The following is a 15,859-nucleotide window of genomic DNA, read 5'->3' on the forward strand; positions in this document are numbered from 1 at the left end:
GCGAAGAGGCCAGATCAGGCAATAAAGAATCCGGACTTATTTCGGCCCGAGAATCTTCGCCAGTTTCTCCGGCGAAGGTGCCCCTTGCTGCTGTTGCAGCTCACCCTTGTCATCCATGTAGAAAATCGCCGGAGTCGCCTGCAATTCCAGGTCTTCCATCAACTGCATGTTCGCCGCGAGTTTGGTCTGCACTGCCGCCGGGATGTCTTTCAAGGGTTTGAGTGTGCTGGCCTTGCCAGCCTTCTCATGGTCTTCCAGCGCCTTGGCCGGATCTTTCGCAGCCAGCAGTGCAGCGGATTTGGCCGGGCTGTCTTCGCGGATGATCCCGACCATGATGTGCCGCAGTTGTACCTTGCCGGCCTTGACCCATGGCCGCGCCTGTTCCCAGAACATGTTGCAGTACGGGCAGTTCGGATCGCTGAACAGGTACACGGTACGCGGTGCATCCTTGTTGCCGTCCTGAATCCAGTTGCTGGCTTCGAACTTGCCCCAGATTTCCTTGGCCATCGGCGCGTAGACCAGTTTCTGCAACGGCTCACTGCTCAAGTCCTTGCCGTCGGCGTCGTACAGATTGCCGAGCAAGACGTGCTGGCCGTCCGGTGTCAGGTACAGCGCCATGCCACGGTTCTGGTACTGCGCTGCATAACCGCGCAAGCCGTCCGGCGCGTCGAACTGGCCGACGATTTTCGCGCCCTTGGCTTCGATCTGCTTGATCGCGGCGGGCAATTCTTCGGCGGCCTGAACCGACGGCAGGTGCAGCAGGGCAGTGCCCAGAGTCAACGTCAGCAGGTGGCGGAGGCGGGGCATGGCAGTTTCCTTGCAGAGGTGGCCGGTGCGGCGGTTGGATTCGGGATGTCGAAGTTTTCCAGGGCGCGGGCCAGGCTGGCGTTCGACAGTTCGCCCAGGTGGCTGCTCAGCAAACGTCCGTCAGGGCTGTAGAACAGCGTAGTCGGCAGCGCCATGGAACCCACGGCTTGACCCAGTCGGCCGCTGCGGTCGAACAGTACGTTGTTCAGGCTCAAGCCCTGGGTTTCGAGGAAGGTGGCAACGCTTTGCATGCTTTCGGCCTGATTGACGAACAGAAAGGTCAGGTCCGGGCGTTGTTGTTGAGCGTTTTCCAGCACCGGCATTTCACGCCGGCAGGGCGGGCACCAGGTTGCCCAGAGGTTGATCACCAGTGGGCCGCCCTGATAGTCGCTGAGCTGGATGGTCTCACCGGCGGCGTTACGCAGGGTGATTTCCGGCAGGCGCGTGCCTTGTTCGTAGATGTTCAGCGACAGGGTCGCCAGCAGCCAGAACAGCACGCCGCTGGCCACACCAAAACCCAGTGGCCGACGCAGGCCCGGGCGGCGCCAGCCGCGATAAAGTGCAGCCAGCAGCAGTACGATCACCCCCGGCCAGGCGAGGAAACCGCCGTCGCGCAGGTCGATGATCTGCCACGGGTCGTTGCGATAGTGCCCCCAATACAGGGCGACGAACGCCACGCGCGCCGCAAGCATGCCCAACAGGAACAGGCTGAACAGCGCCGACTCGGGGTTATCGCCGCCACGCTTGGCCACCCGCCAGCCGACAAAGGTCGCCAGCGCCAAGGCACTGATCAGCAGCAGGTGGTTAAGCGCGATGGCGAAGGTGCCGAGGGTGAACGTCAGCATCAGTTGGCGTCTCGAGTGGTGGTCCAGCGTTGCAGGAATGTATCGGCATCGACTTCGCCGGTGATGCGCTGGCTACGCCGTTCTTCGCCGTCGGCGCCAATCCAGACAAAACTCGGTGGCCCTAGGACTTTGTAGCGGCCGAGCAGCTCGCGGCTGGCGGCATTGTCGGCGGTGACGTCGAGGCGCAGCAGGCGCACATCGCTCAGCGCCTGCATGACCTTGTCCTTGCCGAACACCTGTTTCTCCATGACTTTGCACGACACGCACCAGTCGGCGTAGTAATCGAGCAGCACCCATTGGCCCTGAGCCTTGGCGCTATCCAGTTCGCGTTGCAGGGTTGCGGGATCCTTGATCGTGGTGAACGCCTCATGCCCGCTCGGCGTGGCGCTGACGCCCCGGCCGGCGCTGTACACCTGCAACGGCTGATACGGATCGTCACTGCCACCGGCAGCACCGATCAGCAGCAGGCTGCCCCACAGGCCGAGCAGCAACGAACTGGCGCCGAACACCTGGGCGACCCGGCCGAAGCCTTCCGATTGCTTCCAGGCACAGAACGCGGCGATCAGCAGCAACGCGCCACACAAGCCCAGCCACAACGAGGCGTCCAGCACCGGGCGCAACATCAGCAGCGCAGTGGCCAGGAACAGGAAACCGAAGATGCCCTTGAGCAGGTTCATCCACGCGCCAGGTTTCGGCAGGAAGCGATTGCCGACGGTCACCAGCAGCAGCAGCGGCACCCCGATACCGATGCCCAGCGCAAACAGAATCAAACCACCGTGCAGCGCATTGCCACTCTGCGCGATGTACAACAAAGCGCCGGCCAGTGGCGCGGTCATGCACGGGCCGACCAGCAGACCGGACAACGCACCGAGTACACCGGCACCGATCAGGCTGCCACCGCTGCGACTGCGCGAGGCGTGCTCGAGGCGATCCCGCAAGGCCACCGGCAACTGCAATTCAAAGAAGCCGAACATCGGCAGTGCCAGCACCACAAACACTGCGGCAAACGCACCCAGCAGCCATGGATTTTGCAGCCATGCCTGAAGGTTGGCGCCGAGCAGGGCGGCGATCACCCCCATCGCCGCATACACCAGTGCCATGCAGATCACATAACTGCTGGCCAGGGCGAAACCGCGGCGCGGGGTGGCACCACTGCCGACAATCATGCCCGCCAGAATCGGCAGCATCGGCAACGAACATGGGGTAAACGCGAGCAACAGGCCGAGGCCGAAGAACACCAGCAGGCTCCAGCCCAGCGCCCGTTGTTGCAGGCTGCTGGCCAAGGCCTGATCCGGCGCTTCGGCACTGGCTGTCGACGTCGCTTTGCCGCCCAGATCGATAACCCGGGTCTGCGGCGGATAACACAGGCCGGCATCGGCACAGCCCTGGTAACTGACCTTGATCTGACCGCTGGCCGAGGCCGGGACTTTGACTTCCAGCCCCTGGCGATATACCGGTTGTTCACCGAAGAACTCGTCACTGTGCGACTCGCCCTCGGGCAACGCCGGCTGTTGCTCGGCCGGCAAACCGTCGAATTTCAGACGTTTCTGGTACAGGTAATAGCCGTCGGTGATTTGCCAGAACAGCTGGGTTTCCCCGGATTCAAGGCGTTCGGAAGTCAGCACGAAGGCTTTGTCGACCGGCAGAAACTCCGGTTTGGTCTCGAATGGATTGCTCCCGGCCTGGGCCAGGCCGGAAATCAGCAGTGCAAACAAAAGAAAAAAATGACGCATGGAGGAGCCTTGTCCCTGTGCAAGTGTGGGCACAATGGTGGATGGCGATTAACCGATGATTAACCGCCCCGCACGCTGTCCGATGGACGGCCCGAAGCAGATGCGCTGATGCCTGCAAGAGGTCTCGGGTTATCAGCAACCCGGGCCAGCGGATTTCGGAGATTGTATACGCGCCACATGTTTTTTTCGCCTCTTGATCATATCGGCGGGCCGGTTGTCATTCAGATAAACATAAAGGCAAGATTTCGTAACTCGGAGTTATTCGTTGCCGCTGATATCTTGCTGTTTGCCAATGGCTAAACTTCGCTTGATAAAGCTTATTAATATGATTGCGGGTTTGACTGTTCTGGCGGGTAGGGACAAGGTGTGTAGTATTGTTGGCGATTAATCGATGCTTGATCGCCAACAATAACTTACTTGAAAAAAGTGTTTTTAGCCGCGCAGCAGTCCTGGCCAGGATTCGTCGTCAATCGGGGTGGGTCCGGACTGAATCTGATTTTTCTGAATGTTGTAGCGGATGTATTCATCCTTGTCCAAAAACAGATACCAATAACTGTCCGCCAGCGTACGATCGTTTTGCGCACCCGTCATGATTCGGTCTTGATACTGGGCCAGCCCAGGCCATGTTTCATCATTAATGATTTCTTCGACAAGTGTCTCATAACCAAAATCAAGCCTGAGCGCCTTACCGTTGTCCATCAGGAAACGGAACAACTGTGCTCGGCCCGGCATGGTTTGCCACCACGTTCCTGCAATGATCCGGTCGAAGTAAGGCACAAGTTTATGCCAGCGTGATTCCTGAACTGGAACCGTGCTGATGCAGCGTTCATCGTCCTGATCATATTTGGTGACATAGGGAGTGAGTCGATCCTCTCCATAATGAAATAGCCACAGGAAGTCTCCGTCTATCCTGTCAGTGTCGAGTCCAGTGGTCGTAAAACCAAACCGCAACTGATAGGCGTCATGAAAGTCATCCCAATTCCCGGATACCTCCAAAGGATATTTTTCAGGTACTTTGTTTTCTGCCAGGCTGAAGCGCGAGTATATGTTGTAGTGCGTGAAAAAGAAGTAAATCTGGTCTTTGCCTGAGCGCCAGTCAACAGCGACGGCCTTTCCTAATCGAGACATGTTTAGTCCTTTAATGGTTGTTGAAGAAAGCGTTGTTGTTAATCGTGTGCAGTCGATGTTAGTTGCACAGTTTGATTTTTAATATGCCCGGTATGTTTCAATTTGAAAGTTGCGCCTGGCGGTTGTCGATCGGATTGGAACGCAGGTAGATGACCGACTCTTTACCTGACGTACTGCGGTAGTGGGTGCGGCTACGCAGCGTTTCTCTCGTTAAACGGTACACTTGGCATAACTGCGGCTTAATCTTCGGCTGCTTGAATGGCGTTTTTGCTCATGGAGCCCCCATGCACGTACTGGTTTGTGAAGACGATGAACTGATCGCCAGCGGTATCGTGGCCGGTCTCACGGCGCAGGGCCTGACGGTCGAGCACGTCAACACCGCCTCGAAAGCACGGGCGATGCTCAAGGTCGCCGAATTCGACGTGATGGTGCTCGATCTCGGCCTGCCCGACGAAGATGGCCTCAAGTTGCTGCAACAACTGCGTCAGCAGGGTCTGGAAATTCCGGTGCTGATCCTGACCGCGCGCGACTCGGTGACCGATCGGGTCGATGGCCTGCAGGCCGGGGCTGACGATTACCTGCTCAAACCGTTCGATTTACGGGAGCTGTTCGCCCGTCTGCAAACCCTGTTGCGCCGGGTCGCCGGACGCAGCGTCAACCTGATTGAACACGGTGCGCTGACCTACGATCCGAGCAGTCGTGAAACCACGCTGGCCGGGAAACCGGTGGAATTGTCGCGTCGCGAGCAATCGCTGTTGCAGGCGCTGTTGCACAACCGTGGCCGGGTGCTGTCCACCGAGCAGTTGAAGGACAGCGTCTATGGCTTCAATGACGAGCTGGAAAGTAATGCGCTGAACGTGCACATCCATCACCTGCGCAGCAAGCTCGGTAAGGGTATTGTCGAAACCGTGCGCGGTCTGGGCTATCGCCTCGGGCCGGCCGATGATGGAGAACAACAGAAGTGATGAGTCTGCGTCTGCGCCTGAGTCTGACCCTCGGTGCCGCTTTCGCCCTGATCTGGGCGCTGGCCGCGGCCTGGATGCTCAGCGACTTGCGCAATCAGATGATGTTTTCCCTCGACCAGCGTCTGGTAGCCTCGGCGCGCATGGTCGCTGGGTTGCTGGAGCAATTGCCGCCGCTGCCGAGCAAGGGCGAGGGCACCCATTTCAGTGCCGAACAATTGAACATTCCCGGCGGCATGGCCTGTCAGGTCAGTTCGCTGCGCGGAGAGATTCTGGCCCGCAGCCACAGCAGCCCCGAGCAAACCCTGGAAGCCGAGAAAATGGGCTTCCATGACCAGATGATCGATGGCGCGCCGTGGCGCAGTTTTACCCTTGCGCGAGGTGATGTGCGGATCACCACCGCCGATCGGCAGATCGAGCGCGAAGCCCTGAACATGTCGATCCTGCTGGCAGCCTCGGTGCCGGTCGGCGTGGCATTGCTCGGTTGTCTGTGCCTGTTGTGGCTGGGCATCGGCCAGGGCCTGGCGCCGCTCAATCGACTGCGCGAAGCCTTGATGCGACGCAATGCCGACTCGCTTGAGCCGTTGCAGTTGCAGTCGTTTCCCAGCGAGCTGAAACCCTTGCTCGATACGCAGAACCAGCTGTTCCAGCGCATCGGCAAGACCATCGAGCGTGAACGCCGCCTGACCGGTGACGCCGCCCACGAACTGCGCAGCCCGCTGACGGCGATCAAGACGCACCTGCAGGTGGCGCGCATGACCGAAGGCAGCGCCCGCGATCAGTCGCTGGCGCGGGCCGAGGAGGGCGCCGACCGCATGCACCGCACGCTGGAGCAATTGCTCTTGCTGGCGCGGGTCGAGGGCAGTCTGTCGTTCGACGACGGCGTGCAGTGCAGCGCCGAGCAGGTGGCGAAACTGGCGATGCAGGATGCGGCCGGCGGTGAGCGTCAGCGCATCAAGCTGCAATTGCCCAAGCAGCTCTCCAGTGCGCCGGTGCAAATGCCGGCGGTGCTGTCGATTGCCGCGCTGCGCAATCTGCTCGACAACGCCCTGCGCCATACCCCGGCGGACGCTAGCGTGGAATTGAGTCTGGAAACCGTCGGCCAGCGCGCACGCTTTGTAGTGCGCGACCATGGGCCGGGTATCGCCGCCGATGATTTGCAGCATCTGACCCAACGCTTCTGGCGTAACGGCCAGAGCACCGGCTGCGGCCTCGGCCTGGCCATCGTGCAAGCCATCGTCCAGCGCTGCGCTTGCTCCCTGCATTTCGACAGCCGCCCGGATGGCTTGCGGGTGGAACTGACGATGCCGCTGCAACCTGCCTGAACCACCAAAAATCCCCTGTGGGAGCGGGCTTGCTCGCGAAGGCGGCGTGCCAGTCAGCAACGTATCGACTGGCACGCCGCCTTCGCGAGCAAGCCCGCTCCCACAATTGGGATTTGTGGTGTGGCACATCAAATGTAACGTCTCTGCATTGGTGATTCGCCGGCCCCGGCGTTAAGGTCGGGGCTGCTCTGACTCAATGGATTGAGGGAACGCGCCATGGAAGCACCGATCTGCATTTGCCCGGCCAGGCCGGCCGACGCCGGCCTTATCAGCCGCATCATCGAGCGTTCGATCCGCGTCGGTTGTGCGCTCGACCACCGCAACGACCCGCAACTGCTCAGCCGCTGGATTGACCTACAGTCCGCCGACGTCATCAGTGCGCACCTTGCCGATCCGCATTTCTATTTGAACATCGCCTTGCTGCAGGACAAGCCGGTGGGCGTCGGCATGGCGGCGGGCAGCGGCGACATCGGCTTTTGCCATGTGCAGCCGGAATGGTTTCGCCGTGGTGCAGGGCGCGCCCTGATGACTGATCTTGAAGGTTGGCTGCGGATTCGTGGCGTGCCACAGGTGAGCGTTTCCAGCACCCGTATCGGCGTGGCTTTTTATCGGCACCTGGGTTACCGCGAGACGGCGCCGGCCTTCACCGATCAGGGCCTGCACCGCGTTGCAATGCACAAGCCATTGGCGGTGCCCGACTGACAACTCGATCCGGGGTCTAAATCCTCGCCCCGCTTAAGCGTTTCCAGAACAGGAAAACCTGCATGTGCGCCCCGCGACCGGAACGCGCACCTGTGCGGTGTGCTGTTTTGGTCACTATCCATAGCGTATTGAGGGGTCGAGAGATGTCAGTCGCCACCAGCCTTATCGAAGAGTCGTCGGCCCGGATCACCTCCGCGCCGGCCGAAACCCTGTATCAGTTCAACGAGTCACCATTGCTGGCCCGGCAGAGTCAGCAGGAATCCAATGCCCGCAGCTATCCGCGGCGCATTCCGCTGGCGCTCAAACGTGCCAAGGGCCTGTATGTCGAAGATGTTGAGGGCCGTACGTTCATCGATTGCCTGGCCGGTGCCGGCACCCTCGCGCTGGGGCACAACCACCCGGTGGTGATCGAGGCGATTCAGCAAGTGCTGGCCGATGAACTGCCGCTGCACACCCTCGACCTGACCACACCGGTCAAGGATCAGTTCGTCCAGGACCTGTTCGGGCTACTGCCGCCGGCATTGGCGGCCGAGGCGAAAATCCAGTTCTGCGGCCCGACCGGCACCGATGCGGTGGAAGCCGCGTTGAAACTGGTGCGCACCGCCACCGGGCGCAGCACCGTGCTGTCGTTCTCCGGCGGTTATCACGGCATGAGCCAGGGTGCGCTGAGCCTGATGGGCAGCCTGGGGCCGAAGAAACCACTGGGTGCCTTGCTCAGCAACGGCGTGCAGTTCATGCCGTTTCCCTATGACTACCGCTGTCCGTTCGGCCTCGGCGGCGCGGCCGGGGTGAAAGCCAACCTGAGTTATCTGGAAAACCTGCTCAACGATCCTGAAGCCGGCGTGCAGTTGCCGGCGGCGGTGATCGTCGAAGCGGTGCAGGGTGAGGGCGGGGTGATCCCGGCCGATATCGAGTGGCTGCGTGGCTTGCGCCGGATCACCGAGAAGGCTGGCGTGGCGCTGATCGTCGATGAGATCCAGAGCGGTTTCGCCCGTACCGGCAAGATGTTTGCCTTCGAGCACGCCGGCATTGTCCCGGACGTGGTGGTGTTGTCCAAAGCCATCGGCGGCAGCCTGCCGCTCGCGGTGGTGGTCTATCGTGACTGGCTCGACACCTGGCAGCCGGGCGCCCACGCCGGCACGTTCCGTGGCAACCAGATGGCGATGGCGGCTGGTTCGGCGGTGATGCGTTATCTGCTCGAACACAAGGTCTGCGAACACGCTGCCGCCATGGGCGAGCGTCTGAGCGAACATCTGCGGATCCTGCAACGCGACTTCCCGCAACTGGGCGATATTCGTGGTCGTGGCTTGATGCTGGGCGTTGAGCTGGTGGACCCGAACGGCGCGCCGGACGCCCTCGGTCATCCGCCGGCATTCGCGCGCCTGGCACCGCTGGTGCAGCGTGAATGCCTCAAGCGTGGGCTGATTCTGGAGCTGGGCGGCCGGCATGGTGCGGTGGTGCGCTTCCTGCCGCCGCTGGTGATCACGGCTGCCGAAATCGATCATGTCGCCGAGATCTTCGGCCGCGCCTTGGCTGCCGCCACCGCCGCCGAGTAAATTTTTCGCAGCGTTGAACGTTCTATCTACATACCCGGCTGCACCCCAGGTGCAGCCTACCCTTACACCGATGGAGAACCAGCATGACGTCAGTATTCGACCGCGAGGACATCCTCTTTCAGGTCGTGGTCAACCACGAAGAGCAATACTCGATCTGGCCGGATTACAAAGCCGTGCCGGAAGGCTGGCGCACCGTGGGCAAGAGCGGCCTGAAGAAGGAATGCCTGGCCTACATTGAGGAAGTCTGGACCGACATGCGTCCGCTGAGCCTGCGTCAGAAGATGGAAGGGCAGGCGGCGGCTCAGTAATTTATCCGCCAAAAACAAACCCGCTGGACTGGTGACAGGCAGCGGGTTTTTTCATTCCTGGCAATGGTGTTGTTCTGGCGGGCCTCTTCGCGGGCAAGCCCGCTCCCACATTGGATCTGTGGTGCACACAACTCCCCTGTGGGAGCGGGCTTGCTCGCGAAGAACGATAACGCGGTATTACTGAAACTACGCCCCGCTCAACCCCTTGAGCAACAAATCCACATTCCCCTCCAGCTCCGCCACCGGATCCGCCGCATCGGTACTCAACACCAGCAGATGACTCCCCGAGGCGGCAATTGCCGCTTTCACTGCCTCCGATGGCTGGCGATGATGCAGCACCAGCGCCACGTCGTTGTCCTTCAGCGTCGCCGTGAGTTTCTTCAGATCTTCGGCTGTCCACTCGGCATCTGCTCGTGCGTCCTGACCGATCAGCTCCAGATTCAGGCTGCCGATCAGGTAACCGAAGTGATCGCTGAGGCTCATCACGCTCAGGTTGTCAGCCTCGGCCAGGCGCGCTTCGCTGTCGGCGCTGAGCTTGAGCAGGCGCTGTTTCAGCGCCGCCAGATTGGCCTCGATCTTCGGCTTGGCGGACGGCGCCAGACGCACCAGATCCGCCGCGATCACATCGGCCATCCGTCCCATGTTGTTGCTCGCCAGCCATGGCTGACTGTTCAAACCATCGACCTTCAGCCCCGGCTGCACGGCAATCCCCGGCAGGGCGCCGTCGACCGGGCGCGCCGCATCGACTTCAACGATGCGAATGTTGCTGCGCCGCGCGATCGGGTACAGCGGATCATCGGCCCACAGCGAGCGCACGCCGATCACCGCGTCGGCATTGCTCGCCAGTTTGCCCAGCGCCGGAGCGCCGCGACCGGTGAAGTATGCGGTCTGACGGCTGCCCGGCAGATTCGCCGGAGCTGCGCGCTCGAGGCTGACGTCAGTGCCCTTGAGCAGCACTTCGCCCAGACCGTAAGTGATGGGCAACGAGGCCAGCACGCGCAGCGGTTCAGGGTTTTCAGCCGCCATCAGCGGGCTGCCGACCACGCCGCACAGGGCCATGGCCAGGGTCAGTTTTCGCAGTGAGAAAGTCATTTATCCAAGGTTCCCTTTCAGACTCGGGACGACCCCGCGCGCAATGGCGGCGAGGGCGAAGGCAATGCCGGCGACCAGGATGATCGCGGCGCCGGAGGGGATCGGCAGATCGAAGACGATCGGCGCGAGAATCCCGCATAGCGTGCTGACGGTGGCAATCAGCACCGAACACCAGAAGAAGCCCTTGAGCGACTGGCTCAGTAACCGCGCTGCCGCCGCCGGAATCACCAGCAACGCGCCGACCAGAATTGCGCCGATGACCTTCACCGCCGCGACGGTGATCAGCGTCACCAGAATCACGAACAGGTAATCCAGAGTCTTCACCGCCACGCCGCGCACCGCCGCCAGTTGCGGGTTGAAACTGGCGAGCATGATCCGGTTGTACAACGGCAGCGCCAGCGCCATGACCAGCGAACCGACGATGGCCAGCACCAGCAGGTCATTGCCGTTGACGGTGAGCACTGAACCGAACAGCACGTTCTCCAGAATGTGCACGTTGATCTTGCCGGCCAGAATCAACAGCAGGCTCGCGCCGAGGGCCAGCGATACCGAGAGGAACACGCCGATCAGGGTGTCCGGCGCCAGGCCGGTGCGGTTGCGCAGGTAGTTGAGCAGGATGCCGAACAGCAGGCAGTAACCGAACAGGCTGCCGTACGGCCCGGTGTAGGGTTCGCCAAGCAGAATGCCGATGGCAACACCGGTCAGCGCCGCATGTCCGACCGCTTCGGAGAAAAACGCAAAGCGCTTGACCACCACCAGCGTGCCGAGGCCGCCGAGCACCGGGCCGATCAACAGGCCGGCAAGCAGCGCGTTGACCACAAATCCGTAGGCCAGCGCCTCCGGCAGGTAACCGGACGACGCCCAGCCCTGAACCATCAAACGAAAGGCTTCGTAACTCATCAGACCGCGCTCCGTGGATGGGTGGAAAACAGACTCAACAGGCGTTCCGGAGTCAGCGCCTGTTGCGGCGTAGCGTCGAACAGCACGCGGCGGTTGAGACCGGTGACCCGTTTGGCCAGACGCTTGACCGCTTCCAGATCGTGCTCGATCCACAGCACGGTGATGCCGGCAGCGCGCCAGTCACCGAGCAGGCGTTCGAACACCTGGATCCCGGCTTCGTCGAGGGCAGACATCGGCTCATCCAGCACCAGCAATTGCGGGGCCGGGATCAAGCCTTGCGCGAGCAACACGCGCTGACGTTCGCCACCGGACAACGCGCCCATGCGCCGCTTGCGTTTGTCCTGCATGCCGACCCGTTCCAGCGCCTCGCCGATGGCCTTGGCGTAGTGCTTGCTCAAGCCGAGAAACGCCGGCCGGCGCTGGCACATGGCGGCCATGAAATCGTCGACGGTCATCGGCAAGCCGCGATCGAATTCCAGCGCCTGCGGCACATAACCGATGGTGCCGGGTTGGCCGGGCCAGTGCAGGCTCAGTTGACCCTGATGCGGCATTTGCCCGAGCAGGGTCTTGATCAGCGAACTCTTGCCGCCGCCGTTGGGGCCGACCAGCGCGTGCACGTGGCCGGGTTGAACCTGGAAGGTGACGTTGTCGAGAATCGTGGTGCGCCCGAGGGTCAGAGAGACTTCCGCAAAATCCAGAGTCGGCCCATTTACCCCTTGTGGGAGCGGGCTTGCTCGCGAATGCGGTGTGTCATTCGATAAAGATGTTGGCTGACCCGGCGCCTTCGCGAGCAAGCCCGCTCCCACAGGGGATGGCGGGGTGTCAGAGAGGGTTTCTTTTACCGTCATGCCCCGGACTCCTGAATCGCCCGCACCACGGTGTCGAGGTTGCCGGTCATTTCCTTTTCGTACTTGTCGGCGGTGTATTCGCCGTAGGAAATGTGCGACAGCGGATACAGCTTCACCCCCGACTCACGCTGGATGGTTTCGACGTAGGTGGAGGGGAAATCCATCTCGGAGAAGATCACCTTGACGTCGAGTTCGCGCAGTTGGTCGATGGTCTTTTTCAACTGGCTCGGGCTGGGTTCGATGCCGTGGGCCGGCTCGACCACGGCCGTCACTTCCAGGCCGAATTCGCGCAGTAGATAGTCGTAGGCCGCATGCACTGTGGCCACACGCAGTTCGGCGTTGGGCGCCTGGGTCAGTTTGGCCAGCGCATCGGCGCGCATCTGCCGCAGGCGTTTGCCGTAGGCGCGGGCGTTCTGGGTGTAGGTCTTGGCGTTGTCCGGATCAAGTTTGCCCAGCTCGCGGGCGATGTTGTTGACCTGGGCAATCGAGGCGCTGATCGACAGGAACGTGTGCGGGTTGACCACTTTGCCGGCGCCGCGCGCAGCGGTCCCGGTGGCGGCCAGCAGCGGCACGTTTTCGTTGGCTTCGATGGTCTTGATGTTCGGCGTTTCGCTGGCGGCGATCATCCGGTCGGCGAAGTCGTCATGGCCGACACCGTTGAGCACGATCACATCCAGGCCGCTGATACGCTTGATGTCTTCGGCGCGCGGCTCATAGGCGTGCGGGTTGAAACCGGCGGGAATCAGCGGCACCACCTCGGCCTTGTCGCCGACGATGTTCGCCACATAGCTGTAATACGGGTGCAGGGTGATGCCGATGCGCAGGCGTTTGCCCGGTTCGGCGCTGGCCAGCGGGCTCAGCAGGCACGCGCACAGGCCTATCAGCAGAGTGCGCAGGAGGGGACGGCGAGTCAGTGAAATAAGCATGGGCAAGCGGTCTTCTCTCGGGTGAAGGCGAAGGTTCAGTGGCGATGTTCGCGGGTCACGCCGGCATCGAACTGCGCGACGATCTGTTTCCAGCCGGCGGCGGACAGCGCTGCGTCGGTCAGCTCGGCAGGCGTTTGCAGATCGGCGTCGCGGTTAAGCCAGATGTCCGGCGCGGCACTGGCGTCGGCGCTCAGCAACATCACGAACGAACCGGCGACGGCGGGCGACTGGCTGTGGCCGTAATAGGCGCTGTCCGCCAGTAACTGCCAGGCATGGCCGCCACGGCTGACCGAGCTGGCATCCTGAGCGAACGGGGCGAAACCTTCCTCGGCCAGAGTTTGCGGGGTCGGCAGGCTTTGCTGCTCTTCACGCAGCAGGCGGATCTCGTCGAGGGTCACCCGCAGGTCGGCATAGATGCCTTGCTCGGCGGCACTCAGGTCGCGCCGTGCATCGAGTTGATGGCTGGAAACCGGCTCCGGCTCATGGGACACCCCGCGCCATGCCACCACTGATCCGGCGACGGCAAGGATCAGCAAACACAAGATCAGGACATTCAGGGTTTCATGCCCGGCGCCGGCCGGACGTACGACTTGGGTGGTGGGCGTGCTCATGGGGCCTCGATGTCGGCTTGGTCGATTTCCACGACGTGCCCGGGGCCGGCGTCGAACAGCACATAAAATTCGGCCGCCGGTTTCTTGAAGGTCAGGCTCGAATCGGCGCCGAGCTTGCCCGGCACCAGAATAGTTTCGTCGTAACCGATCACGTCCAGGGTCACCCCCGGTGCGCCGCTGCCATCGGAAAAGCCGCCGGTGCATTTGATCTGCTCGGCGTCGACGGCTTTGCATTCGCACATCGGGTTATGGGCCAGGGCGCCGGCGCTGAAGCCTGCGCACAGCATCAGCAACGCGGCGCGCAACCGCAGACGGGAAGGGCGTTGAACGCAGTTCATGGTTTGGCTCCTTGTTGGTTCAGCCAGGCGAGGGTCGCGGGGGAGGCCTGGCTAAGGGGAATCGAGGCCTGATGCATGCTGCCGTCCCAGCCTTCCATGGTGATCCACAGTTCGGCGTCGGGACGGGTCTTTTCCGGAATCGGCATTTGTGTGCCCATGCGGTACGGCGTACCGAAGAAGATAGTGCCAGCGGCGCGCAGGCTGCGCGGCTTGCCGATGCGCAGGTAGGTAGCTTTGACCTGTTCGATACAGGCATCGCACAGGGCGGCGCTGAAATCCTTCATATAGCCGGCCGGTCCGGTGAGAGTCGGTGCTTCGTTGCGCAATTCGGCCAGTCGCAGGCTCCACGGGCCGACCTGGATGTTGCCTATCTCCCGTTGGCCCAAACCGCTGTCGCCGCGAAACAGCGAAGCGTCGGCGAAGTACTTGGGCATGAAGCCCAGCGGAATCAGCAGGAGCAGGACATTCAGGTGAAAGCGCCATTGGTGCCAGAAACGGGCCAGTCGGGAGGGCGGTGTGATCGTGCCGGACTTGCTCACAGGCTCACCTCCGAAGGCACACGGGTACGGGCCGGTTGTGCCTGGATGCGGTTTTTCTTTTCCTCGCGCTTCAGCGCATTGGCGGTGGCCAGCGCCGTGCGCTTGGTCCAGATCAGCAAGCCGCTGAGTACCATCATGCTCAGCAGCAGGCCGAAGAAGAACCAGATCAACTTGATCCAGATGCCGCCGAAATCACCCGTGTGCAGCGGTCGCATCGACTCGGTGACAAACTCCAGCGAGGAGCGATCGGACAGCAGGCGGGACGCGGCGATGTCGCCGTTGTACGGATTGAGCGTTGCGGTCTGGAACATCAGCGGATACCAGCCGCGACCGCCGACGCTCATGTGGCTGTAGGCGTTACCTGGAAGGCTGACGAAACTGGCCTCCAGCCCTGGGATCTTCTGCTGGGCGATCTCGACGGCGCGGTCCAGGCTGATACGCGGCGGTGGTGTGCCGGCGGCCGAAATCGGCACGCTATCCCGGGACATGGCGGGAATGATCGGCTCGCTGGAAATGGAGATCTGGTTATCGAACAGGATCGCGCGGATCAGAAACCAGATGCCGGTGATGGAGATCACCGCGATGAACCAGATCGACCAGATGCCGCACAGTCGGTGGAAGTCGCCCCAGAAGATCCGCGCGCCGTGGCGTATGCGCAGGGTCGGGCGCAGAAAACCTTTCCAGAATTTTTTGTAGACCACCAACCCGGTGATCAACGACACCAGCATCGGCACGCCAAGAAACGACACCAGATACCAGCCCCAACTGAAACCGTTGGTGAACGGCACCAGCCACCAGCCGTGCAGGGCGCGGGTGAACGCCTTGAAGTCGAAGCTGGGGGCGGTGCCCTGAATGACTCCGGTGTACGGATTGACATAGACCGTCAGCGAGCGACCGTCCGGGTAGCTGACTTCGACGTCCAGGGCAAAGTGCGACTCATCGGGACGGCTGATGCTTTGTACCAGTGTCTGCGGCTCGGCTTGTTTGATCGCCGCCAGTACTTGATCGTAACTGAGCAGCGGTGCGTCGTCCGACGGCGGGCTGGCACGCATCTGCGGGTTGGCCAGCCAGACGATTTCCTGGCTGACCACCGCCAGCGTGCCAGTGACACAGACGATCAGGACAAAAAACCAGATCGGCAACGCGAGCCAGCTATGCACCAGGAACCACAGTTTCGAGCGGGATTTCTTTGACATGATTGCGCGTCTTGATTCGGTGAGAGGAGCCTCTGCTACGGGC

General features: G+C 61.8%; 17 protein-coding genes. 5 read left to right on the top strand and 12 right to left on the bottom strand.

The features are described from left to right. Positions 1-36: 36 nt before the first annotated feature. From dsbG to LCH64_RS27370, 4 genes are all read right to left on the bottom strand, one after another. On the bottom strand, positions 37-807 hold the full coding sequence (dsbG, locus tag LCH64_RS27355; RefSeq protein ID WP_201136961.1) for a thiol:disulfide interchange protein DsbG: 771 nt from the start codon (positions 805-807) through the stop codon (positions 37-39). Further along, positions 783-1,652, bottom strand: a complete 870-nt coding sequence (locus LCH64_RS27360; RefSeq protein ID WP_003226672.1) for a TlpA disulfide reductase family protein — start codon at positions 1,650-1,652, stop codon at positions 783-785. The genes dsbG and LCH64_RS27360 overlap by 25 nt, the downstream gene beginning before the upstream one ends. Then, complete coding sequence (dsbD, locus tag LCH64_RS27365) at positions 1,652-3,385, bottom strand: protein-disulfide reductase DsbD (RefSeq protein ID WP_226501873.1); 1,734 nt, start codon at positions 3,383-3,385, stop codon at positions 1,652-1,654. Before dsbD ends, LCH64_RS27360 begins: the two co-directional genes overlap by 1 nt. A 432-nt stretch (positions 3,386-3,817) precedes the next feature. After that, positions 3,818-4,513 (bottom strand): hypothetical protein, encoded by a 696-nt coding sequence (locus tag LCH64_RS27370; RefSeq protein WP_226501874.1) that lies wholly within the window; start codon positions 4,511-4,513, stop codon positions 3,818-3,820. A gap of 284 nt (positions 4,514-4,797) precedes the next feature. Here LCH64_RS27370 and LCH64_RS27375 point away from each other — a divergent pair, with 284 nt between their 5' ends. From LCH64_RS27375 to LCH64_RS27395, 5 genes are all read left to right on the top strand, one after another. After that, positions 4,798-5,478, top strand: coding sequence for a response regulator (locus LCH64_RS27375; RefSeq protein WP_226501875.1), 681 nt, complete (start codon positions 4,798-4,800; stop codon positions 5,476-5,478). Then, a complete protein-coding gene (locus LCH64_RS27380; protein ID WP_226501876.1) occupies positions 5,478-6,800 on the top strand; it encodes an ATP-binding protein in 1,323 nt (440 codons plus the stop codon). Before LCH64_RS27375 ends, LCH64_RS27380 begins: the two co-directional genes overlap by 1 nt. 216 nt (positions 6,801-7,016) lie before the next feature. Next, complete coding sequence (locus LCH64_RS27385) at positions 7,017-7,502, top strand: GNAT family N-acetyltransferase (RefSeq protein ID WP_226501877.1); 486 nt, start codon at positions 7,017-7,019, stop codon at positions 7,500-7,502. Positions 7,503-7,645: 143 nt separating this feature from the next. Continuing rightward, positions 7,646-9,058, top strand: a complete 1,413-nt coding sequence (locus tag LCH64_RS27390; protein ID WP_226501878.1) for an aspartate aminotransferase family protein — start codon at positions 7,646-7,648, stop codon at positions 9,056-9,058. 83 nt (positions 9,059-9,141) lie between these two features. After that, entirely contained in the window at positions 9,142-9,366 is a 225-nt protein-coding gene (locus LCH64_RS27395) for an MbtH family protein (protein WP_003226665.1), read from the top strand. A 186-nt stretch (positions 9,367-9,552) separates the two neighbouring features. Here the strand turns inward: LCH64_RS27395 and LCH64_RS27400 are convergent, their stop codons facing one another. The 8 genes from LCH64_RS27400 to LCH64_RS27435 are packed head-to-tail and all read right to left on the bottom strand — an operon-like array spanning position 9,553 to position 15,816. Beyond that, complete coding sequence (locus LCH64_RS27400) at positions 9,553-10,458, bottom strand: zinc ABC transporter substrate-binding protein (RefSeq protein WP_226501879.1); 906 nt, start codon at positions 10,456-10,458, stop codon at positions 9,553-9,555. After that, a complete protein-coding gene (locus LCH64_RS27405) occupies positions 10,459-11,358 on the bottom strand; it encodes a metal ABC transporter permease (RefSeq protein WP_003226663.1) in 900 nt (299 codons plus the stop codon). Next, complete coding sequence (locus LCH64_RS27410) at positions 11,358-12,206, bottom strand: metal ABC transporter ATP-binding protein (RefSeq protein WP_226501880.1); 849 nt, start codon at positions 12,204-12,206, stop codon at positions 11,358-11,360. Before LCH64_RS27410 ends, LCH64_RS27405 begins: the two co-directional genes overlap by 1 nt. Then, positions 12,203-13,132 (bottom strand): metal ABC transporter substrate-binding protein, encoded by a 930-nt coding sequence (locus LCH64_RS27415; RefSeq protein WP_226501881.1) that lies wholly within the window; start codon positions 13,130-13,132, stop codon positions 12,203-12,205. Before LCH64_RS27415 ends, LCH64_RS27410 begins: the two co-directional genes overlap by 4 nt. Positions 13,133-13,167: 35 nt before the next feature. Next, positions 13,168-13,743, bottom strand: a complete 576-nt coding sequence (locus LCH64_RS27420) for a DUF6162 family protein (protein WP_226501882.1) — start codon at positions 13,741-13,743, stop codon at positions 13,168-13,170. Then, complete coding sequence (locus LCH64_RS27425) at positions 13,740-14,081, bottom strand: hypothetical protein (RefSeq protein WP_003226659.1); 342 nt, start codon at positions 14,079-14,081, stop codon at positions 13,740-13,742. Before LCH64_RS27425 ends, LCH64_RS27420 begins: the two co-directional genes overlap by 4 nt. Beyond that, positions 14,078-14,620 (bottom strand): thiamine pyrophosphate-binding protein, encoded by a 543-nt coding sequence (locus tag LCH64_RS27430; RefSeq protein ID WP_226501883.1) that lies wholly within the window; start codon positions 14,618-14,620, stop codon positions 14,078-14,080. The genes LCH64_RS27425 and LCH64_RS27430 overlap by 4 nt, the downstream gene beginning before the upstream one ends. Beyond that, positions 14,617-15,816, bottom strand: a complete 1,200-nt coding sequence (locus LCH64_RS27435) for a PepSY domain-containing protein (RefSeq protein WP_226501884.1) — start codon at positions 15,814-15,816, stop codon at positions 14,617-14,619. The genes LCH64_RS27430 and LCH64_RS27435 overlap by 4 nt, the downstream gene beginning before the upstream one ends. Positions 15,817-15,859: the final 43 nt, after the last annotated feature.

The organism is Pseudomonas sp. MWU16-30322 (assembly GCF_020515535.1).
Lineage (GTDB): Bacteria > Pseudomonadota > Gammaproteobacteria > Pseudomonadales > Pseudomonadaceae > Aquipseudomonas > Aquipseudomonas fluorescens_H.